The organism is Mesobacillus selenatarsenatis SF-1 (assembly GCF_000813125.1).
GTDB classification, from domain to species: domain Bacteria; phylum Bacillota; class Bacilli; order Bacillales; family Cytobacillaceae; genus Mesobacillus; species Mesobacillus selenatarsenatis.
The window spans coordinates 1-18,538 of the sequence record NZ_BASE01000032.1; the positions used below are offsets into that span (position 1 = coordinate 1).

23 protein-coding genes are annotated in these 18,538 nt (G+C 44.2%); 19 read left to right on the forward strand and 4 right to left on the reverse strand.

The genetic code is table 11. The annotated features are described in order from the left end of the window. Positions 1 to 102: 102 nt before the first annotated feature. A complete protein-coding gene (locus tag TY49_RS25400) occupies positions 103 to 234 on the reverse strand; it encodes a hypothetical protein (protein WP_264190911.1) in 132 nt (43 codons plus the stop codon). A gap of 72 nt (positions 235 to 306) precedes the next feature. Further along, entirely contained in the window at positions 307 to 1,209 is a 903-nt protein-coding gene (locus TY49_RS07425) for a hydroxymethylglutaryl-CoA lyase (RefSeq protein ID WP_041965277.1), read from the reverse strand. 150 nt (positions 1,210 to 1,359) lie between these two features. On the opposite strand from TY49_RS07425, the gene TY49_RS07430 reads away from it, so the two are divergent. The 6 genes from TY49_RS07430 to TY49_RS07455 all read left to right on the forward strand — a co-directional run bounded on the left by TY49_RS07430 (position 1,360) and on the right by TY49_RS07455 (position 5,902). After that, a complete protein-coding gene (locus tag TY49_RS07430) occupies positions 1,360 to 2,547 on the forward strand; it encodes an acetyl-CoA C-acetyltransferase (protein WP_041965278.1) in 1,188 nt (395 codons plus the stop codon). 78 nt (positions 2,548 to 2,625) lie between these two features. Beyond that, positions 2,626 to 3,315 (forward strand): CoA transferase subunit A, encoded by a 690-nt coding sequence (locus TY49_RS07435; protein WP_041965279.1) that lies wholly within the window; start codon positions 2,626 to 2,628, stop codon positions 3,313 to 3,315. Positions 3,316 to 3,344: 29 nt separating this feature from the next. Next, positions 3,345 to 4,013: a CoA transferase subunit B gene (locus tag TY49_RS07440; protein ID WP_041965280.1), complete on the forward strand. Its 669-nt coding sequence runs from the start codon at positions 3,345 to 3,347 to the stop codon at positions 4,011 to 4,013. A gap of 139 nt (positions 4,014 to 4,152) precedes the next feature. Continuing rightward, positions 4,153 to 4,404 carry a YqkE family protein gene (locus tag TY49_RS07445; RefSeq protein ID WP_041965281.1) on the forward strand — a complete coding sequence of 84 codons (252 nt, stop codon included), beginning with the start codon at positions 4,153 to 4,155 and terminating at the stop codon, positions 4,402 to 4,404. Continuing rightward, positions 4,401 to 4,928, forward strand: a complete 528-nt coding sequence (locus tag TY49_RS07450; RefSeq protein ID WP_041965282.1) for a GrpB family protein — start codon at positions 4,401 to 4,403, stop codon at positions 4,926 to 4,928. Before TY49_RS07445 ends, TY49_RS07450 begins: the two co-directional genes overlap by 4 nt. A gap of 239 nt (positions 4,929 to 5,167) precedes the next feature. Further along, on the forward strand, positions 5,168 to 5,902 hold the full coding sequence (locus TY49_RS07455) for a membrane protein (protein WP_041965283.1): 735 nt from the start codon (positions 5,168 to 5,170) through the stop codon (positions 5,900 to 5,902). Positions 5,903 to 6,303: 401 nt separating this feature from the next. Here TY49_RS07455 and TY49_RS07460 read toward each other — a convergent pair whose 3' ends face one another. Both TY49_RS07460 and mciZ read right to left on the reverse strand, forming a co-directional pair. Next, positions 6,304 to 7,215, reverse strand: coding sequence for an aldo/keto reductase (locus tag TY49_RS07460; RefSeq protein ID WP_041965284.1), 912 nt, complete (start codon positions 7,213 to 7,215; stop codon positions 6,304 to 6,306). 60 nt (positions 7,216 to 7,275) lie between these two features. Next, the gene (gene mciZ, locus TY49_RS24210; RefSeq protein WP_369389521.1) at positions 7,276 to 7,425 is read right to left on the reverse strand and encodes a Z-ring formation inhibitor MciZ; all 150 of its coding nucleotides are present in this window, start codon (positions 7,423 to 7,425) and stop codon (positions 7,276 to 7,278) included. Between the two features lie 72 nt (positions 7,426 to 7,497). Here mciZ and TY49_RS07465 point away from each other — a divergent pair, with 72 nt between their 5' ends. From TY49_RS07465 to sigF, 13 genes are all read left to right on the forward strand, one after another. After that, positions 7,498 to 8,049 (forward strand): NUDIX hydrolase, encoded by a 552-nt coding sequence (locus TY49_RS07465; RefSeq protein WP_041965285.1) that lies wholly within the window; start codon positions 7,498 to 7,500, stop codon positions 8,047 to 8,049. Further along, the gene (locus TY49_RS07470; protein WP_041965286.1) at positions 8,049 to 9,212 is read left to right on the forward strand and encodes an endonuclease Q family protein; all 1,164 of its coding nucleotides are present in this window, start codon (positions 8,049 to 8,051) and stop codon (positions 9,210 to 9,212) included. Before TY49_RS07465 ends, TY49_RS07470 begins: the two co-directional genes overlap by 1 nt. Before the next feature lie 119 nt (positions 9,213 to 9,331). Continuing rightward, entirely contained in the window at positions 9,332 to 9,979 is a 648-nt protein-coding gene (spoIIM, locus tag TY49_RS07475; RefSeq protein WP_041965287.1) for a stage II sporulation protein M, read from the forward strand. A gap of 108 nt (positions 9,980 to 10,087) precedes the next feature. Further along, entirely contained in the window at positions 10,088 to 10,546 is a 459-nt protein-coding gene (gene fur / locus TY49_RS07480) for a ferric iron uptake transcriptional regulator (protein WP_041965288.1), read from the forward strand. Positions 10,547 to 10,732: 186 nt separating this feature from the next. Then, the gene (locus TY49_RS07485) at positions 10,733 to 10,960 is read left to right on the forward strand and encodes a YqzK family protein (protein WP_041965289.1); all 228 of its coding nucleotides are present in this window, start codon (positions 10,733 to 10,735) and stop codon (positions 10,958 to 10,960) included. A gap of 5 nt (positions 10,961 to 10,965) precedes the next feature. Beyond that, a complete protein-coding gene (xerD, locus tag TY49_RS07490; RefSeq protein ID WP_041965290.1) occupies positions 10,966 to 11,859 on the forward strand; it encodes a site-specific tyrosine recombinase XerD in 894 nt (297 codons plus the stop codon). 262 nt (positions 11,860 to 12,121) lie between these two features. After that, a complete protein-coding gene (deoB, locus tag TY49_RS07495; protein WP_041965291.1) occupies positions 12,122 to 13,303 on the forward strand; it encodes a phosphopentomutase in 1,182 nt (393 codons plus the stop codon). Positions 13,304 to 13,314: 11 nt separating this feature from the next. Then, the gene (locus TY49_RS07500; RefSeq protein ID WP_041965292.1) at positions 13,315 to 14,139 is read left to right on the forward strand and encodes a purine-nucleoside phosphorylase; all 825 of its coding nucleotides are present in this window, start codon (positions 13,315 to 13,317) and stop codon (positions 14,137 to 14,139) included. A 41-nt stretch (positions 14,140 to 14,180) separates the two neighbouring features. Further along, positions 14,181 to 15,485, forward strand: a complete 1,305-nt coding sequence (locus TY49_RS07505) for a pyrimidine-nucleoside phosphorylase (RefSeq protein WP_041965293.1) — start codon at positions 14,181 to 14,183, stop codon at positions 15,483 to 15,485. Between the two features lie 139 nt (positions 15,486 to 15,624). Next, complete coding sequence (locus tag TY49_RS07510; RefSeq protein WP_041965297.1) at positions 15,625 to 16,797, forward strand: D-alanyl-D-alanine carboxypeptidase family protein; 1,173 nt, start codon at positions 15,625 to 15,627, stop codon at positions 16,795 to 16,797. Positions 16,798 to 16,939: 142 nt separating this feature from the next. Then, complete coding sequence (gene spoIIAA / locus TY49_RS07515) at positions 16,940 to 17,290, forward strand: anti-sigma F factor antagonist (RefSeq protein ID WP_041965294.1); 351 nt, start codon at positions 16,940 to 16,942, stop codon at positions 17,288 to 17,290. A 3-nt stretch (positions 17,291 to 17,293) separates the two neighbouring features. Then, positions 17,294 to 17,734, forward strand: a complete 441-nt coding sequence (gene spoIIAB / locus TY49_RS07520) for an anti-sigma F factor (RefSeq protein WP_041965295.1) — start codon at positions 17,294 to 17,296, stop codon at positions 17,732 to 17,734. 13 nt (positions 17,735 to 17,747) lie between these two features. After that, positions 17,748 to 18,506 carry an RNA polymerase sporulation sigma factor SigF gene (gene sigF, locus TY49_RS07525; protein WP_041965296.1) on the forward strand — a complete coding sequence of 253 codons (759 nt, stop codon included), beginning with the start codon at positions 17,748 to 17,750 and terminating at the stop codon, positions 18,504 to 18,506. The last annotated feature ends 32 nt before the right edge of the window (positions 18,507 to 18,538 follow it).

Below are 18,538 nucleotides of genomic sequence, written 5' to 3' on the forward strand. Positions count from 1 at the left end.
GGCCCTCTATGGCACAGGACGTGCAAACCCGCCTGAGAAAGGATGTGGCGCTTTTAGGCGGGCAGCGCTTATCGGGGCTGACCAAGGCACTTACGCATTTCCTTATTGCTGTGAATTTTGGCGCTTTGTTGGGTGAATCGCTTTTTCAAGATCCTCGGCGGCAATCTGCTGTTTTACTGTATCTGCGTTTGGCTTGCCTTGCTGGCTGTAGCCTTTGTCACGTTTTTGGCTCATGCAATATGCTCCCTTCTTCAAAATAACCTCATCTAATAAGATGGATTCAAGAGCGGGAGCTTATGCAAAAACTTAAACTGTAACAGAATTTAGTTTGAAATAGGTGCTTTCAATCGGCCTTGAGATATGAGACTGGATCAGCTCGATGGCCTTGAGCATCTTTTCAAGGTCGACGCCGGTTTCGATTCCCATCCTGTGAAGCATATAGACGACATCCTCAGTAGCAGCGTTGCCTGCTGCACCCGGGGCGAACGGGCATCCGCCCAGACCGCCGGCAGAAGTGTCGAACCGGGTGACTCCTGCCTGGAGAGCGGCAAAAATATTCGACAGTGCCAGCTTTCTTGTATCATGGAAATGCGCAGTCAGCAGAACATCCGAGTAGGCATCCTTCAATTTGGAAAATAAAGAATAGGACTCATGAGGTGCAGCCATGCCGATCGTATCGGCGACGCTCAATTCATCGACCCCAGCCTCAACGAATTCACCGCATAGTGCAAGGACTTCACCTTCGTCAATCTTGCCTTCATATGGACAATAAAAAGCAGTTGAGATGCATGCACGCACAAAATAATCCTTCGACTTAAGCTCTGCAATCAATGGCAGAACCTCAGCAAGGCTCTCGGCTGTCGATTTGTTGATATTCCTTTGGTTAAAGGTATTGCTGACACCGACAAAGACAGCGACCGCTTTGCAGTCAGTCATATAGACGCGTTCAATCCCCTTTTTATTAGGAGCGAGGACGATATTCCTTGTGTTGCTGTCAAGGCAGTCAGCAACTATTTCTGCGGCATCGCCCATTTGTGGCACCCATTTTGGGGATACGAAGGAAGTGAGTTCCATCTCTTTGACTCCGGCATCCTTCAAGGAACTGATGAAAGCTTTTTTTACATCCGTAGGAACAAAATTCTTTTCATTTTGAAGCCCGTCTCTCGGGCCAACTTCAATTATTTCAACCTTCTCGGGAAGTTGCAGCATTTGATATAACCCTCCTCATAAGATATCTTAATTGTAAATAGAATATTTTTAAAAATGCAAGAATAAATAAAATTTTGATAAAATAAAAGGGATTTTATTAAAAGCAATAGAAGTAATTAAGATGTGAGAACTAGAGAAAGGGTGAGCAGTTTGAGCAAGACTGAAGCAGTAATCGTAGCTGCTGTAAGGACAGCAATTGGCAGCTTTAATGGTAGTTTGAAGAATATTTCCGCACCAGATTTAGGTGCCGCGGTAATTAAAGATGCATTGAAGCAGGCGGGTGTCGAACCTGGTCAAGTGGATGAAATCATCATGGGCAATGTCCTTCAGGCTGGATTGGGGCAAAACCCTGCAAGACAGGCAGCGATTAAGGCGGGCATCCCTGAAAGCGCTTCCTCTATGACGATCAATAAGGTATGCGGCTCAGGTTTGAAGGCTGTACATCTGGCAGCGCAGGCCATCATAGCAGGTGATGCTGAAGTCGTCGTTGCCGGCGGAATGGAGAATATGAGCCAGGCACCATATTTATTGAAAAATGCACGGGATGGATTCAAGATGGGTGACCAGAAGCTCGTGGACAGCATGATCTCAGACGGCCTTTGGTGTGCATTCAATGACTACCACATGGGTGTCACGGCTGAAAATCTGTGCTCAAAATATGAAATCGGCCGGAGCGAGCAGGACGAGTTCTCAGCAGCTAGCCAGGAAAAGGCGGCAAAGGCGATTGAAGAAGGCAAGTTCAAGGATGAAATCGTGCCAATCGAAATTCCGCAGCGAAAAGGTGATCCGGTCGTTTTTGATACGGATGAGTATCCGAAAAAAGGGACAACAGCGGAGAAGCTTGGCGGCCTTCGTCCTGCATTCAAAAAGGATGGCAGCGTAACAGCGGGAAACGCGTCTGGAATCAATGATGGAGCTGCTGCATTGGTTGTCATGAGCCGAGGTAAGGCTGAAGAGCTTGGCCTAAAACCGCTCGTTGTCATTAAAGGGAATGCGAGCGCGGGTGTTGATCCGAGCATCATGGGGATCGGACCTGTTGATGCAGTTAAGAAAGCATTGAACAAAGCGGGTATGACGATGGAAAATATGGAGCTGATCGAGGCGAATGAAGCGTTTGCCGCTCAGTCACTGGCTGTCGATCGTGAGCTTAATTTTAACAAGGACATCCTCAATGTGAATGGCGGTGCGATTGCGCTGGGTCATCCAATCGGGGCAAGTGGAGCCAGGATCCTTGTTACACTGATTCATGAAATGAAGCGCCGTAACGCTAAGACCGGCCTTGCTACTCTATGCATAGGCGGAGGGCAGGGTGTCGCGACAGTTGTGGAGCTCGCTTAAGCCTAGTAATCTTTTAGCTTATTTGAAATCTGGCACTGGTATTTGCTCGTGCTATCTATAGTCAAAGGGGGAGTAACGATGAAAACAATTTGCACATCCTTTCAAGATGCCGTAGCGGAAATCCATGATGGCGCAACCTTGATGGTTGGCGGCTTTGGTCTCTGCGGGATCCCGGAAAATGCCATACTGGCACTTGTTGAAAAAGGGGTAAAAGACCTGACAGTCATTTCAAATAACTGTGGTGTCGATGATTGGGGACTTGGACTGCTGCTAAAGAACAAGCAGATTAAGAAAATGGTAGGTTCCTATGTTGGGGAAAATAAAGAGTTCGAAAGACAGGTATTATCCGGTGAAATCGAGGTTGAATTGATTCCACAAGGAACCCTGGCTGAAAAAATCAGGGCAGGCGGTGCAGGAATTCCGGCTTTCTACACACCAGCAGGAGTGGGAACACCGATCGTGGAAGGGAAAGAAACCCGCATGTTCAATGGCAAAGAGTATCTCCTTGAAGAGTCTCTGACTGCGGATTTTAGCATCGTCCGTGCCTGGAAGGGCGATAAAATGGGGAACCTTGTCTATCATAAAACGGCAAGGAACTTCAATCCGATGATTGCAGCGGCAGGCAGGGTCACCATTGCCGAAGTCGAGAATTTATATGAAGTAGGAGAATTAGATCCGAACAGTATCCATACTCCAAGCATTTATGTCCAGACACTGATTGAAGGCAATCAGGAGAAACGGATTGAAAGGCTGACAGTGAGAAGTTAACTCTGGCTGATCATGAAAGGAGAAGGCATATGATTAAAAACAAAGGGAATGTCCGGGAGAAAATCGCGCGCCGGGCTGAAAAAGAAATCGAAAACGGTTTTTACGTAAACCTTGGCATCGGGATGCCGACATTGGTTGCAAATTTCATTTCCGACGATAAGCAGGTTGTCCTTCAGTCTGAAAATGGCTTGCTTGGGATTGGACCTTATCCAGCCGAGGACAGCGTCGATCCAGATTTGATCAACGCAGGCAAAGAAACGGTTACGGCGATTCCAGGTGCCGCGTATTTTGATTCTGCTGAGTCTTTTGCAATGATCCGCGGAGGACACATCAATATCGCCATCCTTGGCGGAATGGAAGTCTCGGAAGCTGGTGATCTTGCTAACTGGATGATTCCAGGAAAGATGATCAAAGGCATGGGCGGTGCAATGGACCTTGTCCACGGAGCACAAAAAATCATCGTCATCATGGAGCATGTGAACAAGAGCGGTGAGGCGAAAATCCTTAAGGAATGCAGCCTGCCACTGACAGGAAAAGGAGTTGTCAACCGCATTATCACAGATATGGCTGTCATTGACGTAACACCTTTCGGGTTAAAGCTTGTAGAAGTAGCTTCAGGCTACACAGTCGACGATGTCATCAAATCAACAGAACCTGAACTCCAGGTAGACGACTCAGTTGTCTTAGACGCATATTGATTAATCGGGAACGCCTGTTAAAGGGCGTTCTTTCGTCTTTAACACTGTTACATATTTAACTTAAAAGTTTTCATGATATAATCTTTTAAAAAATAGGCTAAGCTAATCTGCTTCAGCTGAACAAAAAGAGGGATCAACAATGAAAAAGAAACAAAAACGCCAGCAGCAACAAGTAAAGAAGGAAGAAAAGCCAGCAACACTGGGCGATCTCCTGAACCAGGATATCATGCAAAAGCTAAAAGAACAGCAACAACAATTAAAGGAAGAAGAAGAGAAGAAAAAGCAGGCTGAGTTGGAGCGCAAGAAGGAAGAGAAGCGTTTAAAGGAGAAGAACAAATCGTTTGAAGAATTGCTCACCGAAAGCGACATGGATTGGAAGAAATTCAAATGACCCGTAGAAGAGTGGAAGTAGTTCCATACAATCCCGAGTGGAAAACGCTTTTTGAAATTGAGAAGCACCTTCTTGAATCCATCTTTTTACCGGCAGTAGTTGAAGTCTACCATATCGGCAGTACATCTGTCCCCGGCCTTAGCGCCAAACCGATCATAGACATCATGTTAGCAGCTGATAGACTTGAGCAAGTTGAAAAGGCAACACCTGCTATAGAGGCTGCTGGCTATGAGGCGAAGGGGGAGAATGGCATCCCTGGGCGGCGCTATTTTCAAAAACATGACGAAAACGGGATACGAAAAGTTCATTTGCACTCTTTTGAAAAAGGCAGCCACCAATTATACAGGCATCTTGTATTCCGTGATTACTTAAGGTCTCATCCTCAGGATGCCAGCAAATACGCTGATGTAAAAGAAAAAGCTGCCCGAAAATATGAATTCGACATCGATTCCTACATAGCTGAAAAATCTCCGACTTTGAAAGAGATTGAGCAAAAAGCGATGGAATGGAGGCCTGTAAAATAAAGGTTTCCGCATTGATTGTTGCTAATCGTGCATGTACTTGTATCCGCATTAATAAAGGTATCGGGGCTCTTTTCGAGGGACTTCTGAACAAAGATTGTATAAAAACTCGAAAAAACCCAGGAGCCGGTTTTTTCTTTTCATTGAGAAATTAACAAAGTTTACGAAAAGAGCCTAAATAACAAATGTTTTGCATCCTGTGCGAAAGGGCAATTAGGTAAGAAAAGCAAAGGAGCAAAGCATTGTTACTTATTACCTTCATATTGGCGGTCGGATTCGTTTCAGTCCATTTATTTTCAAGATATTTACCTTTCCTCGATAACGTACCTCGAAGCAGACTGCTTTCAGCTGCAGGAGGCATTTCTGTAGCATATGTATTCATCCACTTGCTCCCTGAGCTGAATAAACATAACGAGGTCCTCGACAGGAATATCCAATCTGGTGCCCTAGAGTTCTTCGAAAACCATACATATATTGTAGCTATGATTGGTTTGGCTATTTTTTATGGGCTAGAACGGATGGTAAAAACCTCAAAGAAAAAACAGCAAGAGGAAAATAACCTGGATCGGGCTTCCAAGGGTGTGTTTTGGATCCATATCTTCTCATTTTTCCTTTATAACAGTTTGATAGGATATTTACTGCTTCATGGAGAACAGGAAACGGTAACGGGGCTGGTCTTTTATTTTATAGCACTGGCCGTCCATTTCATCACTAGTGATCATGCGCTAAGGGAGGCGCATAAGGAAATGTATGATCGTGTAGGGAGATGGCTTCTCGCCGCCGCAATATTGGCAGGCTGGGCAATCGGCATCACCTGGAAAGTGAATGAAAACATTATTGCCGTGCTCTTTGCCTTGCTAGCAGGAGGCGTCATTTTAAATGTAATGAAAGAAGAGCTCCCGGAGGAAAGGGAGAGTAACTTTTGGGCCTTTGCCGCTGGACTGGCAGGCTATACACTCTTGCTGATGCTGGCATAAAGTAAATAGTCATACAGAGAAAAAAGGAACCCGTTAAGCTGAACGGGTTCCTTTTTTCGTTCCTTGATACGAAAGTGTAAAATTCCACTTTGAGAATTGTCCAGCTACAGCGCCTAGCCCCTCGAGTCGCTTGTCTAGCTGCGGCTCCTAACTCCTCGAGACGCTTCGGTCCTGCCCATGAAGTCAAAGAACGACTTCACGGTCAAGCCCTCCAGCGCTTTTCGGAGTTGAACAGTCGCCTCCGCTTTTCGATTTCGGTCCGCCCAATGAGAAGTCAAAGAACAACTTCACCGGTCGGCCCTCCGAGGCACACGATGTGCTAGACTCGCCAGCCACAGGACGTGGCGTTTTAGGCGGGCAGCGCTTGTCGGGGCTGAACGAGGCGCTTGCGCTTTTTGTTTTTATCTATGCTGGTCGTATATATTTGCTTTCGTAATCGACTTGATTAAATCGATTTCCTCGGGAGATAGGGAAGCGGAACTCGCAGCCCTGGCATTTTCCCTGATTTGTTCAGGTGTGCTTGCTCCTGCCACTACGGAAGCTACTGAAGGGTGTGCTAAATTATACTGAATGGCGACTTCAGCAAGGGATCTAGTTGAGGCAAGCTTCTCTTTCAACGATGGAAGGACCTCTTCCAATTCTTGATAGCTGTAATCAAGGTACCCTTTAGAGGTTGCTTTCTCGAGCATTCTGTCACTAAGCATGCCTTTAGCCACCGTGCCTCTTGTGACTACACTGATATTTTTATCATGCAGGAGCGGCAGCACTTCTTCCTCAGGACGGCGGTCTAGTATGCTGTATTGCATCATGACAGAGGTGATGCTTGATTTTTGAGCATATTCACGAATGACATTCGGCCTGATGGACGAGATTCCATAATATTTGATATAGCCTTCATCTTTCAACTCTTCAAAGGCATCAATTGTCTCATCAATGTTGTCTTCAATTGTCCCGCCGTGCAGCTGGTAAAGGTCAATATAATCGGTATTCAGCCTTTTCAAGCTTTGCTTGACAGCTTCTTTGATATGAGCCTTCGATGGATCCCAGGTCCAGCTGTCTTTCGCTTCAGTCCAACGATTGCCAGCTTTTGTAGCGATGATGACCTGCTCCCTTACATTTTTCAAGGCTTGTCCAACTATTTTTTCATTTTCACCGAAATCATATAAATCGGCAGTATCAAAATAGTTGATTCCTTCCTCGAGTGCAGCTTCGATTACTGCCTGTGCCTTTGAAAAGTCTGTTCCAAGCGACATACAGCCAAGGCCGATTTCGCTGACAAACAAATCAGATGTACCTAGTTTCCTTCTTTTCATAGAATATCACTCCGTTCCAGTGTTGGTTTCATTTTAACGAAAGGAAAGGAGTGCATTCAACTATTCTGGACGGCGAACAGGCTGATTGACTGTTTCAACCCAATCTTTTACAAGCTCATGCTTTTTGCCATACTCTCTTAATGCGTGCCTGATTTCCCATACTTTGCCGGCTAAAATGATTCCCTGGCCATGGACGTAAATTTTCATCATTCTGCTCCTTTCGGATAAGTATGGTAAAATGTATGAGCATTTGATATCGGATTAGAACAGGAGTGGACATGTATGAAATCTCTTGAAGAAAAAACATTGAAGACTGAGCAGATTTTTACAGGAAAGGTCATTAGCCTGCAAGTCGACGATGTAGAATTGCCAAATGGAAAAACATCCAAGAGGGAGATCGTCAAGCATCCAGGCGCAGTCGCGGTCATTCCAGTCACAGCTGATCATAAAATCATCATGGTTGAACAATATAGGAAGGCGCTTGAAAGGACGATCGTCGAGATCCCGGCAGGCAAGCTTGAGGCAGGAGAAAAGCCGGAAATTTGTGCTGCACGTGAACTTGAGGAAGAGACGGGCTATGAATGCGCTAATTTGGAATGGCTTATCTCCTTCTACACGTCTCCCGGGTTCGCAGATGAAATCATTCATGTATATAAAGCAACAGGATTAACTAAAAAAGCTAACCCCGCAGCAGCGGATGAGGACGAATTTGTTAACCTGATGGAGATTACTCTAGAAGAGGCGATCCAGCTTGTGAAAGAACAAAAGATTTTCGACGCAAAAACAGCATATGCAGTACAGCATCTGCAATTGCAGGAGGTATTGGAAAAGTAATGCAGGAATACTTCGTTGATCTTCACATTCATATTGGCAGGACGAAATCAGGCCGAGCTGTAAAAATCACCGGAGCAAAATCACTTACGTTCAGCAATATCATCCGTCACGCAAGGGACTACAAAGGGTTGAATATGATAGGGGTCATCGACAGTCATTCACCTGAAGTACTTGATGAAATGGAAGATTTGCTTAAAGTAGGTGAGCTGCAGGAACACCCTGAAGGTGGCTTGAATTATGGCGGGATGAGTGTCATTCTTGGTTCGGAGCTTGAGATAAATGATGAAAGCACCCAGGGACCAATTCATGTATTATGCTATCTTCCCAATTTGCAGACGATGAGGACTTTTTCGAAATGGCTGGAGAACCACTTGAAAAATATTCATCTAAGCTCCCAGAGAGTCTATATTTCAGGTCGTGATTTGCAGAGGAAGGTTAAAGAACTTGGAGGTATCTTCATTCCCGCTCATGTATTTACACCCTTCAAAAGTTTATACGGAAAAGGTGTTAAGAATTCTCTTTCAGAAGTCTTTGATGCAGACCTGATCGATGGGATTGAATTAGGATTAAGCTCGGATACGGACATGGCTGACCAGCTGGCTGAGCTTCACCGTTATCAGTTTGTAACGAATTCAGATGCTCATTCTCTTGCGAAAATTGCTAGAGAATACCAAAAAATCGAAATGGCTGAGCCATCTTTCCGTGAACTTGGACTTGCATTAAACCAATCTGATGGCAGGGGTATCAAAGCAAATTACGGTCTGGACCCGCAGCTTGGAAAGTATCATCGTACAGTCTGTTCGGATTGCCTGGTTTACAATCCAACATATGATGAAGCGTGTTCTGAATGCGGATCTGTTAAAAAGGTAAAAGGTGTCGCCGATAGAATACGGGAACTAAGGTCCTCAGAGGGAAGTCAAGCTGAAAGGCCGCCCTATATCCACCAGGTTCCGCTCGAATTCATTCCGGGCCTTGGACCGAAAATGCTAGAAAAGCTGATGGACCATTTCGGTACAGAAATGGCCGTCCTTCATTCAGTCCCTCTCGATTCTTTGAAGCAGGTCATTCCTGAAAAGACAGCTGTAACCATAGATAAAGCAAGAAAAGGCCAGCTCGCTTTCCATGCAGGCGGGGGAGGCAAATACGGAAAAATATCAGATTGAAAATCCGGTCGATTTGACCGGATTTTGTTATCTATTGAAATGGAAATTAAAAGGTTTGCAGTCATAGACTCTCTGTCCCTGCATATGATGATAGTAACCAATATGCAGGAGGAAGAGAGATGAAGAAACGAAGGTACCAGGACGTCGCAGTAACCCATTTAAGAGAATATTCCTCAATCTATCTTTTTGTCATTGTCCTGTTTTTGATGGGGGTCATCTTTGGGGCAGTAATAGTCAACAGCCTCAGCTTCACTCAAAAAGAGGATTTGTTCTATTATTTATCGCAGTTTTTTGGCCAGGCTGCTTCCGGAAAAGTAGCAGACGGAAAGGATTTGTTTTTGCAGAGCTTTTTACACAATGGAAAATTCATCGGACTAATCTGGATTCTCGGAGTTTCCATCATAGGACTTCCCGTAATACTGATCCTGCTTTTCATGAAAGGAATGGTTGTTGGCTTTACAGTAGGCTTTCTTGTCAACCAAATGCAATGGGACGGATTTCTGCTTTCCTTTGTTTCCATCCTGCCGCAAAACTTCATCATTATTCCAGTATTCATTATTACTGCAGCAATGGCGGTGACTTTTTCATTGAAAATGATCAGGAACCAATTCATGAAGAAAATCAACCAGCCAATTATGCCGCAGTTTTTTAGATATATCTTTTCATTTATCGCTGCGCTTGTATTCCTGGCTGTGGCGGCAGGGGTAGAGGCATATTTATCACCCGCATTATTGAAAGCAGTCATTAATTCGATTAATTATAATTAGTTTTAAATAATAATAACTATTGTTTCTTATTTGTAATAATTTTATTTTGAATCTCATTCCCCTTCTGGTATAATATAAGAACAGTGGCGGGGGAGTGAGAGTATCGAAATGGAAAACAGAATTGAGAGAATCAAGAAACAGCTGCATTCGTCCAGCTATAAATTAACGCCGCAGCGTGAAGCTACCGTTCGCGTGTTGCTTGAACATGAAGAAGACCACTTGAGTGCGGAAGATGTTTATTTGCTTGTCAAAGAGAAATCTCCTGAAATCGGTTTGGCAACAGTATACCGGACACTTGAGCTGCTGACTGAACTGAAAATTGTTGATAAAATCAACTTCGGGGATGGTGTATCCCGTTACGATCTCCGCCAGGAAGGCGCTGCCCATTTCCACCATCACCTGGTCTGCATCGAATGCGGAGCAGTGGATGAAATCCAGGACGACCTTCTTGAAGATGTTGAAGAAATCGTTGAAAGAGACTGGAAATTTAAAATCAAGGACCACCGGCTGACTTTCCATGGTATTTGCCACAGATGCCAGGAAAAGGAACCGGCTGAAACTGAATGATCCCAAGACCCTTTTTCCAATGGAGAAAGGGTTTTTTATTTTTCTATTAAAATTGCCCCAGTAGGAGGTATAATTCTTGTCCAAATTGGCATACAGATTAGTAATTAAGTAAAGGCGAATAGAACATGAGACGACTATTAAAAAGAAGATCTCATAGTTCTAAGTGTCGAGTTGGAGGCAAGAAAAATGAAGTCTTGGTTCGGTTTGGTCATGCACACCTTTAAGGTCTTTATATTATTCACTGGATGCACAATCTTATTTTATTATGGTATCATGTGGATTAACGAAGAATATGAAAGCTATCATCGATATGACGCACCAGAGGGAGCAGCCATAAAGGTGTCAGGTACTTTTGATCAAGAAAAAGGGAGTATGCTTGAAAGGCTGATACTGTTTTATCTGAATGGGGAGTAATAAACATGGAAGATAGGCTCGACGACTTTATCCACTTTTTAGTTGTTGAAAAGGGACTTTCAAAGAACACAATTGTGTCCTATAAACGAGATTTGAATAGCTATATCACATATCTGAAGAATGTTGAACAGCTTGGAGACTTAAATGGTGTGCAGCGTCCGCAGATTGTTCATTTTCTGGGTCATTTAAAAGACACAGGAAAATCATCAAAAACATTGGCAAGACATATTGCCTCGATCAGGGCTTTTCATCATTTCCTGCTTCGAGAAAAGGCAGTTGACCATGATCCAACTGTGCACATCGAGAGTCCACAGCATGAACGATCTTTGCCAAAGGTATTGAGCATGGAAGAGGTCGAGACACTTCTGGACAGCCCGAAGCTGACAGACCATTTTGGCTATCGTGATAAGGCGATGCTGGAAATGATGTATGCTACTGGTATCCGTGTGAGCGAGCTGATTGGGCTGACGCTATCTGATATCCATCTGACAATGGGGTTTGTCCGCTGCATGGGAAAAGGCAGCAAGGAAAGAATCATCCCGATTGGCAAGACAGCTTCTGACGCGATCGAGCAATACCTGGAAAAGGGCAGGCCAAAGCTGGTATCCAAAAAACATAAGGATGACTCTTTATTTTTGAATCATCATGGGAAAGGTCTATCACGACAGGGCTTTTGGAAGATTCTCAAACGCCTTGCGACAGAAGCGGGTATTGAGAAAGAATTGACTCCGCACACAATGCGCCACTCATTTGCCACTCATCTGCTTGAAAATGGGGCCGACCTTCGCGCTGTGCAAGAAATGCTCGGCCATGCGGACATCTCGACGACCCAAATTTATACGCATGTGACAAAGACGAGGTTAAAGGACGTTTATACGAAGTTCCATCCTCGTGCATAACAGCTTGACTGATTGCATCTGCGCACATGGGGGCCAGTATGGCAGTATGTTTTTCCAATAGAATAATAGTTTCATAGAATTGTCATAAAAGGCCGGCTAAAAGTCGGCTTTTTTTCTTGTGTTTTTCATTTTATTTAGTACAATGGAGATGTCAGACTTCTGACAAATGAAAACGCAAGCATTCGATTAACTGAAATAAAAAAGGGTATCATAAAATTGTAAAAAGGTTGTAACGCATTCATACTTTTAAGGAGGAGAAGGAATGTCGAATACATATAAAAGAGTATTTTTAGTCGTTATGGATTCAGTCGGGATTGGAGAAGCACCAGACGCGGAAAAGTTTGGGGATAAAGGTTCCCATACATTAGGCCATATCGGAGAAAAAATGAACGGATTGAACATGCCTAACATGGGCAAGCTCGGCCTCAGCAATATTGAGGAGATCAAAGGTATTGCGCCTGCAGAAAAGCCAATGGCCTTTTATACAAAGATGGAAGAAGCTTCTAATGGAAAAGATACAATGACAGGCCACTGGGAGATCATGGGCTTGAATATCCAGACGCCATTCCAGGTGTTCCCTGATGGGTTCCCGGATGAGTTGATATCTGAGCTTGAATCACGTACTGGCAGGAAGGTCATCGGCAACAAACCGGCAAGCGGAACAGAAATCCTTGTTGAGCTTGGCGAAGAGCATATGAAGACAGGGGCGTTAATCGTCTATACATCTGCTGACTCGGTTCTGCAAATCGCTGCGCATGAAGAGATCGTTCCAATCGAAGAGCTTTATGATATTTGTAAAATTGCCAGGGAATTGACACTTGATGAAAAATACATGGTCGGAAGAGTCATCGCAAGACCATTTACTGGTGAACCAGGGGACTTCAAACGTACATCCAACCGCCATGACTATGCACTGAAGCCATTTGGCAGAACAGTTATGAATGCATTGAAGGACTCAGGCCTTGACGTACTGGCTATCGGTAAAATCTCCGATATCTATGACGGTGAAGGTGTGACCGAATCTCTGCGCACAGTGTCAAATATGGACGGAATGGATAAATTGCTCCAAACGTTGGATCAGGATTTTACAGGGTTAAGCTTCCTGAACCTTGTTGATTTTGATGCTCTATTCGGACATCGCCGCGATCCGGAAGGCTATGGTAATGCTCTCGAGGAATATGATGCCCGCCTTCCTGAAGTATTCGAGAAGTTGAAAGAAGATGACCTTCTCATCATTACGGCTGACCACGGAAATGATCCAGTTCATTACGGAACAGACCATACACGTGAATACGTGCCGCTTCTCGTTTACTCGAAGGGAATGAATGAAGGAAAAGAACTTCCTGTCCGTAAAACATTTGCTGATATCGGTGCAACTGTAGCAGAAAACTTTAATGTGAAAATGCCTGAACACGGAACAAGCTTCCTGAAGGAATTGAAATAAGGAGAGGATTTATGGATTACAATCAAATTCAAAATGCAGCATCTTTTATTAATGACAAGCTTAAGCAGCAACCAAAGATCGGATTGATTCTCGGTTCTGGGCTTGGTGTTCTTGCTGAAGATATCGAGAACCCGGTTAAGATTCCTTATAACGAAATCCCGGGATTCCCGGTTTCGACTGTAGAAGGCCACGCAGGTCAGCTGGTTTGCGGACAGCTTAGCGGTGTCGAAGTCATTGCAATGCAAGGGCGCTTCCATTATTACGAAGGCTACATTATGGATAAAGTTACCTTCCCGGTTCGTGTTATGAAAGAACTTGGAATTGATAAACTGATCGTTACGAACGCAGCCGGCGGTGTGAATGAAAGCTTTGAGCCAGGCGACTTGATGATCATCACAGACCATATCAACAATATGGGAACAAATCCGCTTATTGGGCCAAACGATTCACGTTTCGGCGTGCGCTTCCCGGATATGAGCGAAGCATATTCAAAGAATTTAAGAGGAATTGCGAAAGATGTTGCTGACAAGAACAAACTTACGATCAAAGAGGGAGTATATGTCGGAAATCCTGGACCAGTTTACGAAACACCTGCAGAAGTAAGGATGATTCGTACAATGGGCGGAGACGCAGTCGGAATGTCCACAGTACCAGAAGTCATCGTTGCGAGACATTCAGGACTTGAAGTGCTCGGCATTTCTTGTATCTCAAATATGGCAGCAGGGATCTTGGACCAGCCATTAAGCCATGATGAGGTAATCGAAACGACTGAAAAGGTGAAGTCTAGCTTCCTTTTATTGGTGAATGAAATTGTAAAAACGTTAGGGAATAAGTAATCAATAGCTTCTTGGCTAAATAATGATAAGTGGTGATAATGATGAGAATGGTTGACGTTATTGAAAGAAAGCGTGACGGGCATGAATTATCAACTGAAGAAATTCAATTTTTTGTTAATGGATATACAGATGGCTCAATTCCTGATTACCAGGTAAGTGCGCTGACAATGGCGATTTTCTTCCAGGGAATGACGGAAAAAGAACGTGCTGACCTTACGATGGCGATGGTGAAGTCTGGTGACCAAATCGACCTTTCTGCCATTGAAGGAGTAAAAGTCGACAAGCACTCTACCGGCGGTGTAGGCGATACAACAACTCTTGTTTTAGGGCCATTAGTTGCTGCTGTCGGTGTTCCAGTCGCAAAAATGTCAGGGCGCGGCCTTGGTCATACGGGAGGGACAATCGACAAGCTGGAATCCGTAGAAGGCTTCCATGTCGAAATAGACAATGACGAATTCATCAATCTCGTAAATAAAAATAAAATTGCGGTAATCGGCCAAAGCGGAAACTTAACTCCGGCTGATAAAAAGCTTTATTCATTGCGTGATGTAACCGCAACTGTTGACAGTATCCCGCTTATCGCCAGCTCAATTATGAGCAAGAAGATTGCTGCAGGTGCTGACGCGATTGTCCTGGACGTTAAAACAGGTGCAGGTGCGTTCATGAAGACACTTGATGATTCCCGTGAACTGGCAAAGGCTATGGTTCGCATCGGAAATAATGTCGGACGCAGGACTATGGCTGTTATTTCAGACATGAGCCAACCGTTGGGATATGCAATCGGTAATGCTTTAGAGGTTAAGGAAGCAATCGATACATTGAAGGGTGAAGGTCCAGAAGACCTGACAGAACTTTGCTTGACTCTCGGAAGCCACATGGTATTCCTGGCTGGGAAAGCTGAGTCACTTGGAGAAGCACGCAGCAAATTAGAAGAAGTGATCAAGAACGGATCCGCTCTTGAAACGTTCAAGATATTCCTGGAATCTCAGGGTGGCGATGCTTCTGTTGTTGATGATCCAAGCAGGCTTCCTCAGGCAAAATACACCTTCGAACTTGAAGCAAAAGAAGCAGGCTATGTTGCTGAAATCGTTGCTGACGAAGTGGGAACTGCCGCAATGCTTCTTGGTGCAGGAAGAGCGACAAAGGAATCAGAAATTGATTTAGCAGTAGGTTTGGTATTGCGCAAGAAAATCGGCGACAAAGTCGAAAAAGGCGACTCTCTTTTAACCATTTACAGCAACTTCGAGGATGTAAACGAAGTGAAAGAAATGCTGTATGAAAATATCAAGGTTTCAAGCGAGCATGTTGATGCACCGATTTTGGTTCATGAAGAAATTACAGAATAAATAGAGTAGACAAAAGCGAAGAGGGGACTCTTCGCTTTTTTGTTTGGGAATATATCGGTTTTATATACCTTGTTTGTATAAAAATGGATTCATTGGAAAAAATAGACCCTATAAAGATAGGAGGGTTATGGCCATGAATCTGAAAAAGTTAACGAGTTTACTGCTTGTTTTTATGATGGGCGCTGCAATTATCTCCCCAAAAGGATATGCGAATGAAGGAGATCCTGGACTCGCCAATGATTCCAGTTCAGCTATTTTGATTGAACGTGACACAGGTCAGGTACTATTTGATAAAAACAGTCATGAAAAGCTGCCTCCAGCCAGCATGACCAAAATCATGACGATGCTTTTGATCATGGAAGCGCTTGATGAAGGAAGGCTAAAAATGGACGAAAAGGTCCGTGCCAGTGAATATGCCGCATCAATGGGTGGTTCTCAAATCTTCCTTGAGCCAGGAGAAGAAATGACAGTTGAACAGTTGCTTAAAGGAATAGCAATAGGATCTGGAAACGATGCGTCAGTTGCAATGGCTGAGCGGATTGGCGGCTCAGAAGAAGCATTCGTAAAAATGATGAATGATAAATTAAAGGAACTTGGCCTGAAAAGTACAGTATTCAAAAATACCACCGGATTGCCTGTCGATGGCCATTACAGCTCGGCATATGATATGGCTATGATGGCAAAAGAATTATTGAAATACGAAAAAATAACCAAGTTTACTGGAACATATGAAGATTATCTCCGTGAGGATTCTGATAAGAAATTCTGGCTAGTCAATACGAATAAGCTCGTTCGTTTTTACCCTGGAGTAGATGGCCTGAAAACAGGCTTTACGAATGAAGCGAAATATTGCCTTACTGCTACTGCAGAAAAGGATGGAATGCGTGCGATTGCTGTTGTGTTTGGAGCACCTACCTCCAAGGCCAGGAATGCACAGGTAACGAAGATGCTGGACTATGCGTTCAGTCAATACCAGACCCATCCTATGTTCAAGAAAGGTCATCCACTAGGAAAGGCAGCAATCAGCAAAGGTGACAAGAAGACAATAAATGCCGTTACATCTGAAAGTGTCTCCCTCCTAACTAAAAAAGGAGCAGACGTCAAGGACGTAAAGCAGAAAATCACTTTGAATAAAAGTCTTAAAGCACCAGTCGAAAAAGGAGACAGAGTAGGCACTTTGAAGCTGGTAAAAGACGGCAAGACCCTTGCGGAAACGCCTCTTGTTGCAGATGCAAAGGTGGAAAAAGCGAGCTGGTGGGTCCTATATAAACGCTCATTCGGGATGTTTACGAGGGCTGGAAACCAGCAATAATGAAAATTTCCGCATTTGATTGTCGAAAACTCTGCCATTCCATCTAGTTTTAGCGAATAGACACTAGTTTTGTTCTTTAGAAGGATTTGGCTGAATCAATGGAGAATTTGACTCACTATACCAGATAAGGAGGCTTTGGATAGTGAGTCTTAACATTGATATTGAAGTGAAGCATGACGTCTTATTGATTCGAGTTAGTGGTGAATTAGATCACCATACTGCAGACCAGCTTCGCGAGCAGGCAACAAAAGCCCTTGAAAACGAAGAAGTCCGCCACATTGTCTTGAACCTCGAACACCTCACCTTTATGGATAGTTCGGGTCTAGGGGTAGTTTTAGGAAGGTATAAACAAATCAAGCAGCTTCATGGAGAGATGGTAGTTTGCGCAATTTCTCCGCCAATCAAGAGGTTATTTGACATGTCGGGTTTATTCAAGATTATTCGTCTTGAACCGTCAGAAGAATATGCATTAGAGAGATTGGGGGTTGCTTGATACATGAAGAATGAAATGAATCTTCATTTTAGCGCATTAAGCCAAAATGAATCTTTTGCCCGCGTGACGGTCGCTGCATTCATTGCACAGCTGGACCCAACGATGGATGAACTGACCGAAATAAAGACGGTAGTATCGGAAGCTGTAACGAATGCTATCATTCACGGATACGAAAGTAATCCAGATGGAAAAGTGTTTATTTCTGTGATGATTCAGGATGGAACGGTGGAAATGCTGATTAAAGACGAAGGAATTGGGATTCCAGATATCGATGAAGCCATGCAGCCACTTTATACATCCAAGCCTGAACTTGAAAGGTCCGGTATGGGCTTTACGATTATGGAAAATTTCATGGACGAAGTACAAGTGAGATCAGAGCCCGGCTTTGGGACAGAGATTCGTTTGAAAAAGCACCTGTCAAAGAGCAAAGCGCTGTGCAATTAAGGGAGTTCTGCCTATGGATGTGGAGGTAAAAAAGGATAATAGCCAAACGTATCTTAAGGACCATGAAGTCAAAGAACTGATTTTGAGAAGCCAGCAAGGGGACCAGGCCGCAAGGGACCTAATCGTCCAGAAAAACATGCGACTCGTATGGTCTGTCGTCCAGCGCTTCCTCAACAGGGGATATGAGCCTGACGACCTGTTCCAGATTGGCAGCATCGGCCTCTTGAAGTCAGTTGATAAATTTGACCTCTCGTATGACGTGAAGTTTTCGACGTATGCCGTTCCAATGATCATTGGTGAAATTCAGCGTTTCATCAGGGATGACGGTACCGTGAAAGTAAGCAGGTCACTAAAAGAAACTGGCAATAAAATCAGGAAAGCGAAGGATGAGCTTTCCAAAACATTGGGCAGGGTCCCAACTGTCAATGAAATAGCCGAGTTTCTGGAAATTTCGCCTGAAGATGTGATCATGGCGCAGGAAGCAAGCCGCAGTCCTGCATCCATCCATGAAACGGTGTACGAAAACGACGGCGACCCAATTACTCTTCTTGATCAAATTGACAACGGGGAAGAAGGCCGCTGGTTCGATAAAATCGCGTTAAAAGAAGCAATAAACGAACTGGACGAACGGGAAAGACTGATCGTGTATTTGAGATATTATAAGGATCAAACTCAATCCGAGGTCGCGGTCCGACTGGGAATCTCCCAGGTTCAGGTCTCACGCCTCGAAAAGAAAATACTGCAACAAATGAAAGGCCGTATGGATCTCTGAATCCATATGGCTTTTTTGCGTTTTCTAACAGG

Excerpts from the sequence above, each read along its gene's own strand:
- TY49_RS25400 (WP_264190911.1), bottom strand. The coding sequence starts at position 234 with ATGAGCCAAAAACGTGACAAAGGCTACAGCCAGCAAGGCAAGCCAAAC.
- TY49_RS07425 (WP_041965277.1), bottom strand. The coding sequence starts at position 1,209 with ATGCTGCAACTTCCCGAGAAGGTTGAAATAATTGAAGTTGGCCCGAGA.
- TY49_RS07435 (WP_041965279.1), top strand. The coding sequence starts at position 2,626 with ATGAAAACAATTTGCACATCCTTTCAAGATGCCGTAGCGGAAATCCAT.
- TY49_RS07440 (WP_041965280.1), top strand. The coding sequence starts at position 3,345 with ATGATTAAAAACAAAGGGAATGTCCGGGAGAAAATCGCGCGCCGGGCT.
- TY49_RS07445 (WP_041965281.1), top strand. The coding sequence starts at position 4,153 with ATGAAAAAGAAACAAAAACGCCAGCAGCAACAAGTAAAGAAGGAAGAA.
- TY49_RS07450 (WP_041965282.1), top strand. The coding sequence starts at position 4,401 with ATGACCCGTAGAAGAGTGGAAGTAGTTCCATACAATCCCGAGTGGAAA.
- TY49_RS07460 (WP_041965284.1), bottom strand. The coding sequence starts at position 7,215 with ATGAAAAGAAGGAAACTAGGTACATCTGATTTGTTTGTCAGCGAAATC.
- mciZ (WP_369389521.1), bottom strand. The coding sequence starts at position 7,425 with ATGATGAAAATTTACGTCCATGGCCAGGGAATCATTTTAGCCGGCAAA.
- TY49_RS07465 (WP_041965285.1), top strand. The coding sequence starts at position 7,498 with ATGAAATCTCTTGAAGAAAAAACATTGAAGACTGAGCAGATTTTTACA.
- TY49_RS07470 (WP_041965286.1), top strand. The coding sequence starts at position 8,049 with ATGCAGGAATACTTCGTTGATCTTCACATTCATATTGGCAGGACGAAA.
- spoIIM (WP_041965287.1), top strand. The coding sequence starts at position 9,332 with ATGAAGAAACGAAGGTACCAGGACGTCGCAGTAACCCATTTAAGAGAA.
- fur (WP_041965288.1), top strand. The coding sequence starts at position 10,088 with ATGGAAAACAGAATTGAGAGAATCAAGAAACAGCTGCATTCGTCCAGC.
- TY49_RS07485 (WP_041965289.1), top strand. The coding sequence starts at position 10,733 with ATGAAGTCTTGGTTCGGTTTGGTCATGCACACCTTTAAGGTCTTTATA.
- xerD (WP_041965290.1), top strand. The coding sequence starts at position 10,966 with ATGGAAGATAGGCTCGACGACTTTATCCACTTTTTAGTTGTTGAAAAG.
- deoB (WP_041965291.1), top strand. The coding sequence starts at position 12,122 with ATGTCGAATACATATAAAAGAGTATTTTTAGTCGTTATGGATTCAGTC.
- TY49_RS07500 (WP_041965292.1), top strand. The coding sequence starts at position 13,315 with ATGGATTACAATCAAATTCAAAATGCAGCATCTTTTATTAATGACAAG.
- TY49_RS07505 (WP_041965293.1), top strand. The coding sequence starts at position 14,181 with ATGAGAATGGTTGACGTTATTGAAAGAAAGCGTGACGGGCATGAATTA.
- spoIIAB (WP_041965295.1), top strand. The coding sequence starts at position 17,294 with ATGAAGAATGAAATGAATCTTCATTTTAGCGCATTAAGCCAAAATGAA.
- sigF (WP_041965296.1), top strand. The coding sequence starts at position 17,748 with ATGGATGTGGAGGTAAAAAAGGATAATAGCCAAACGTATCTTAAGGAC.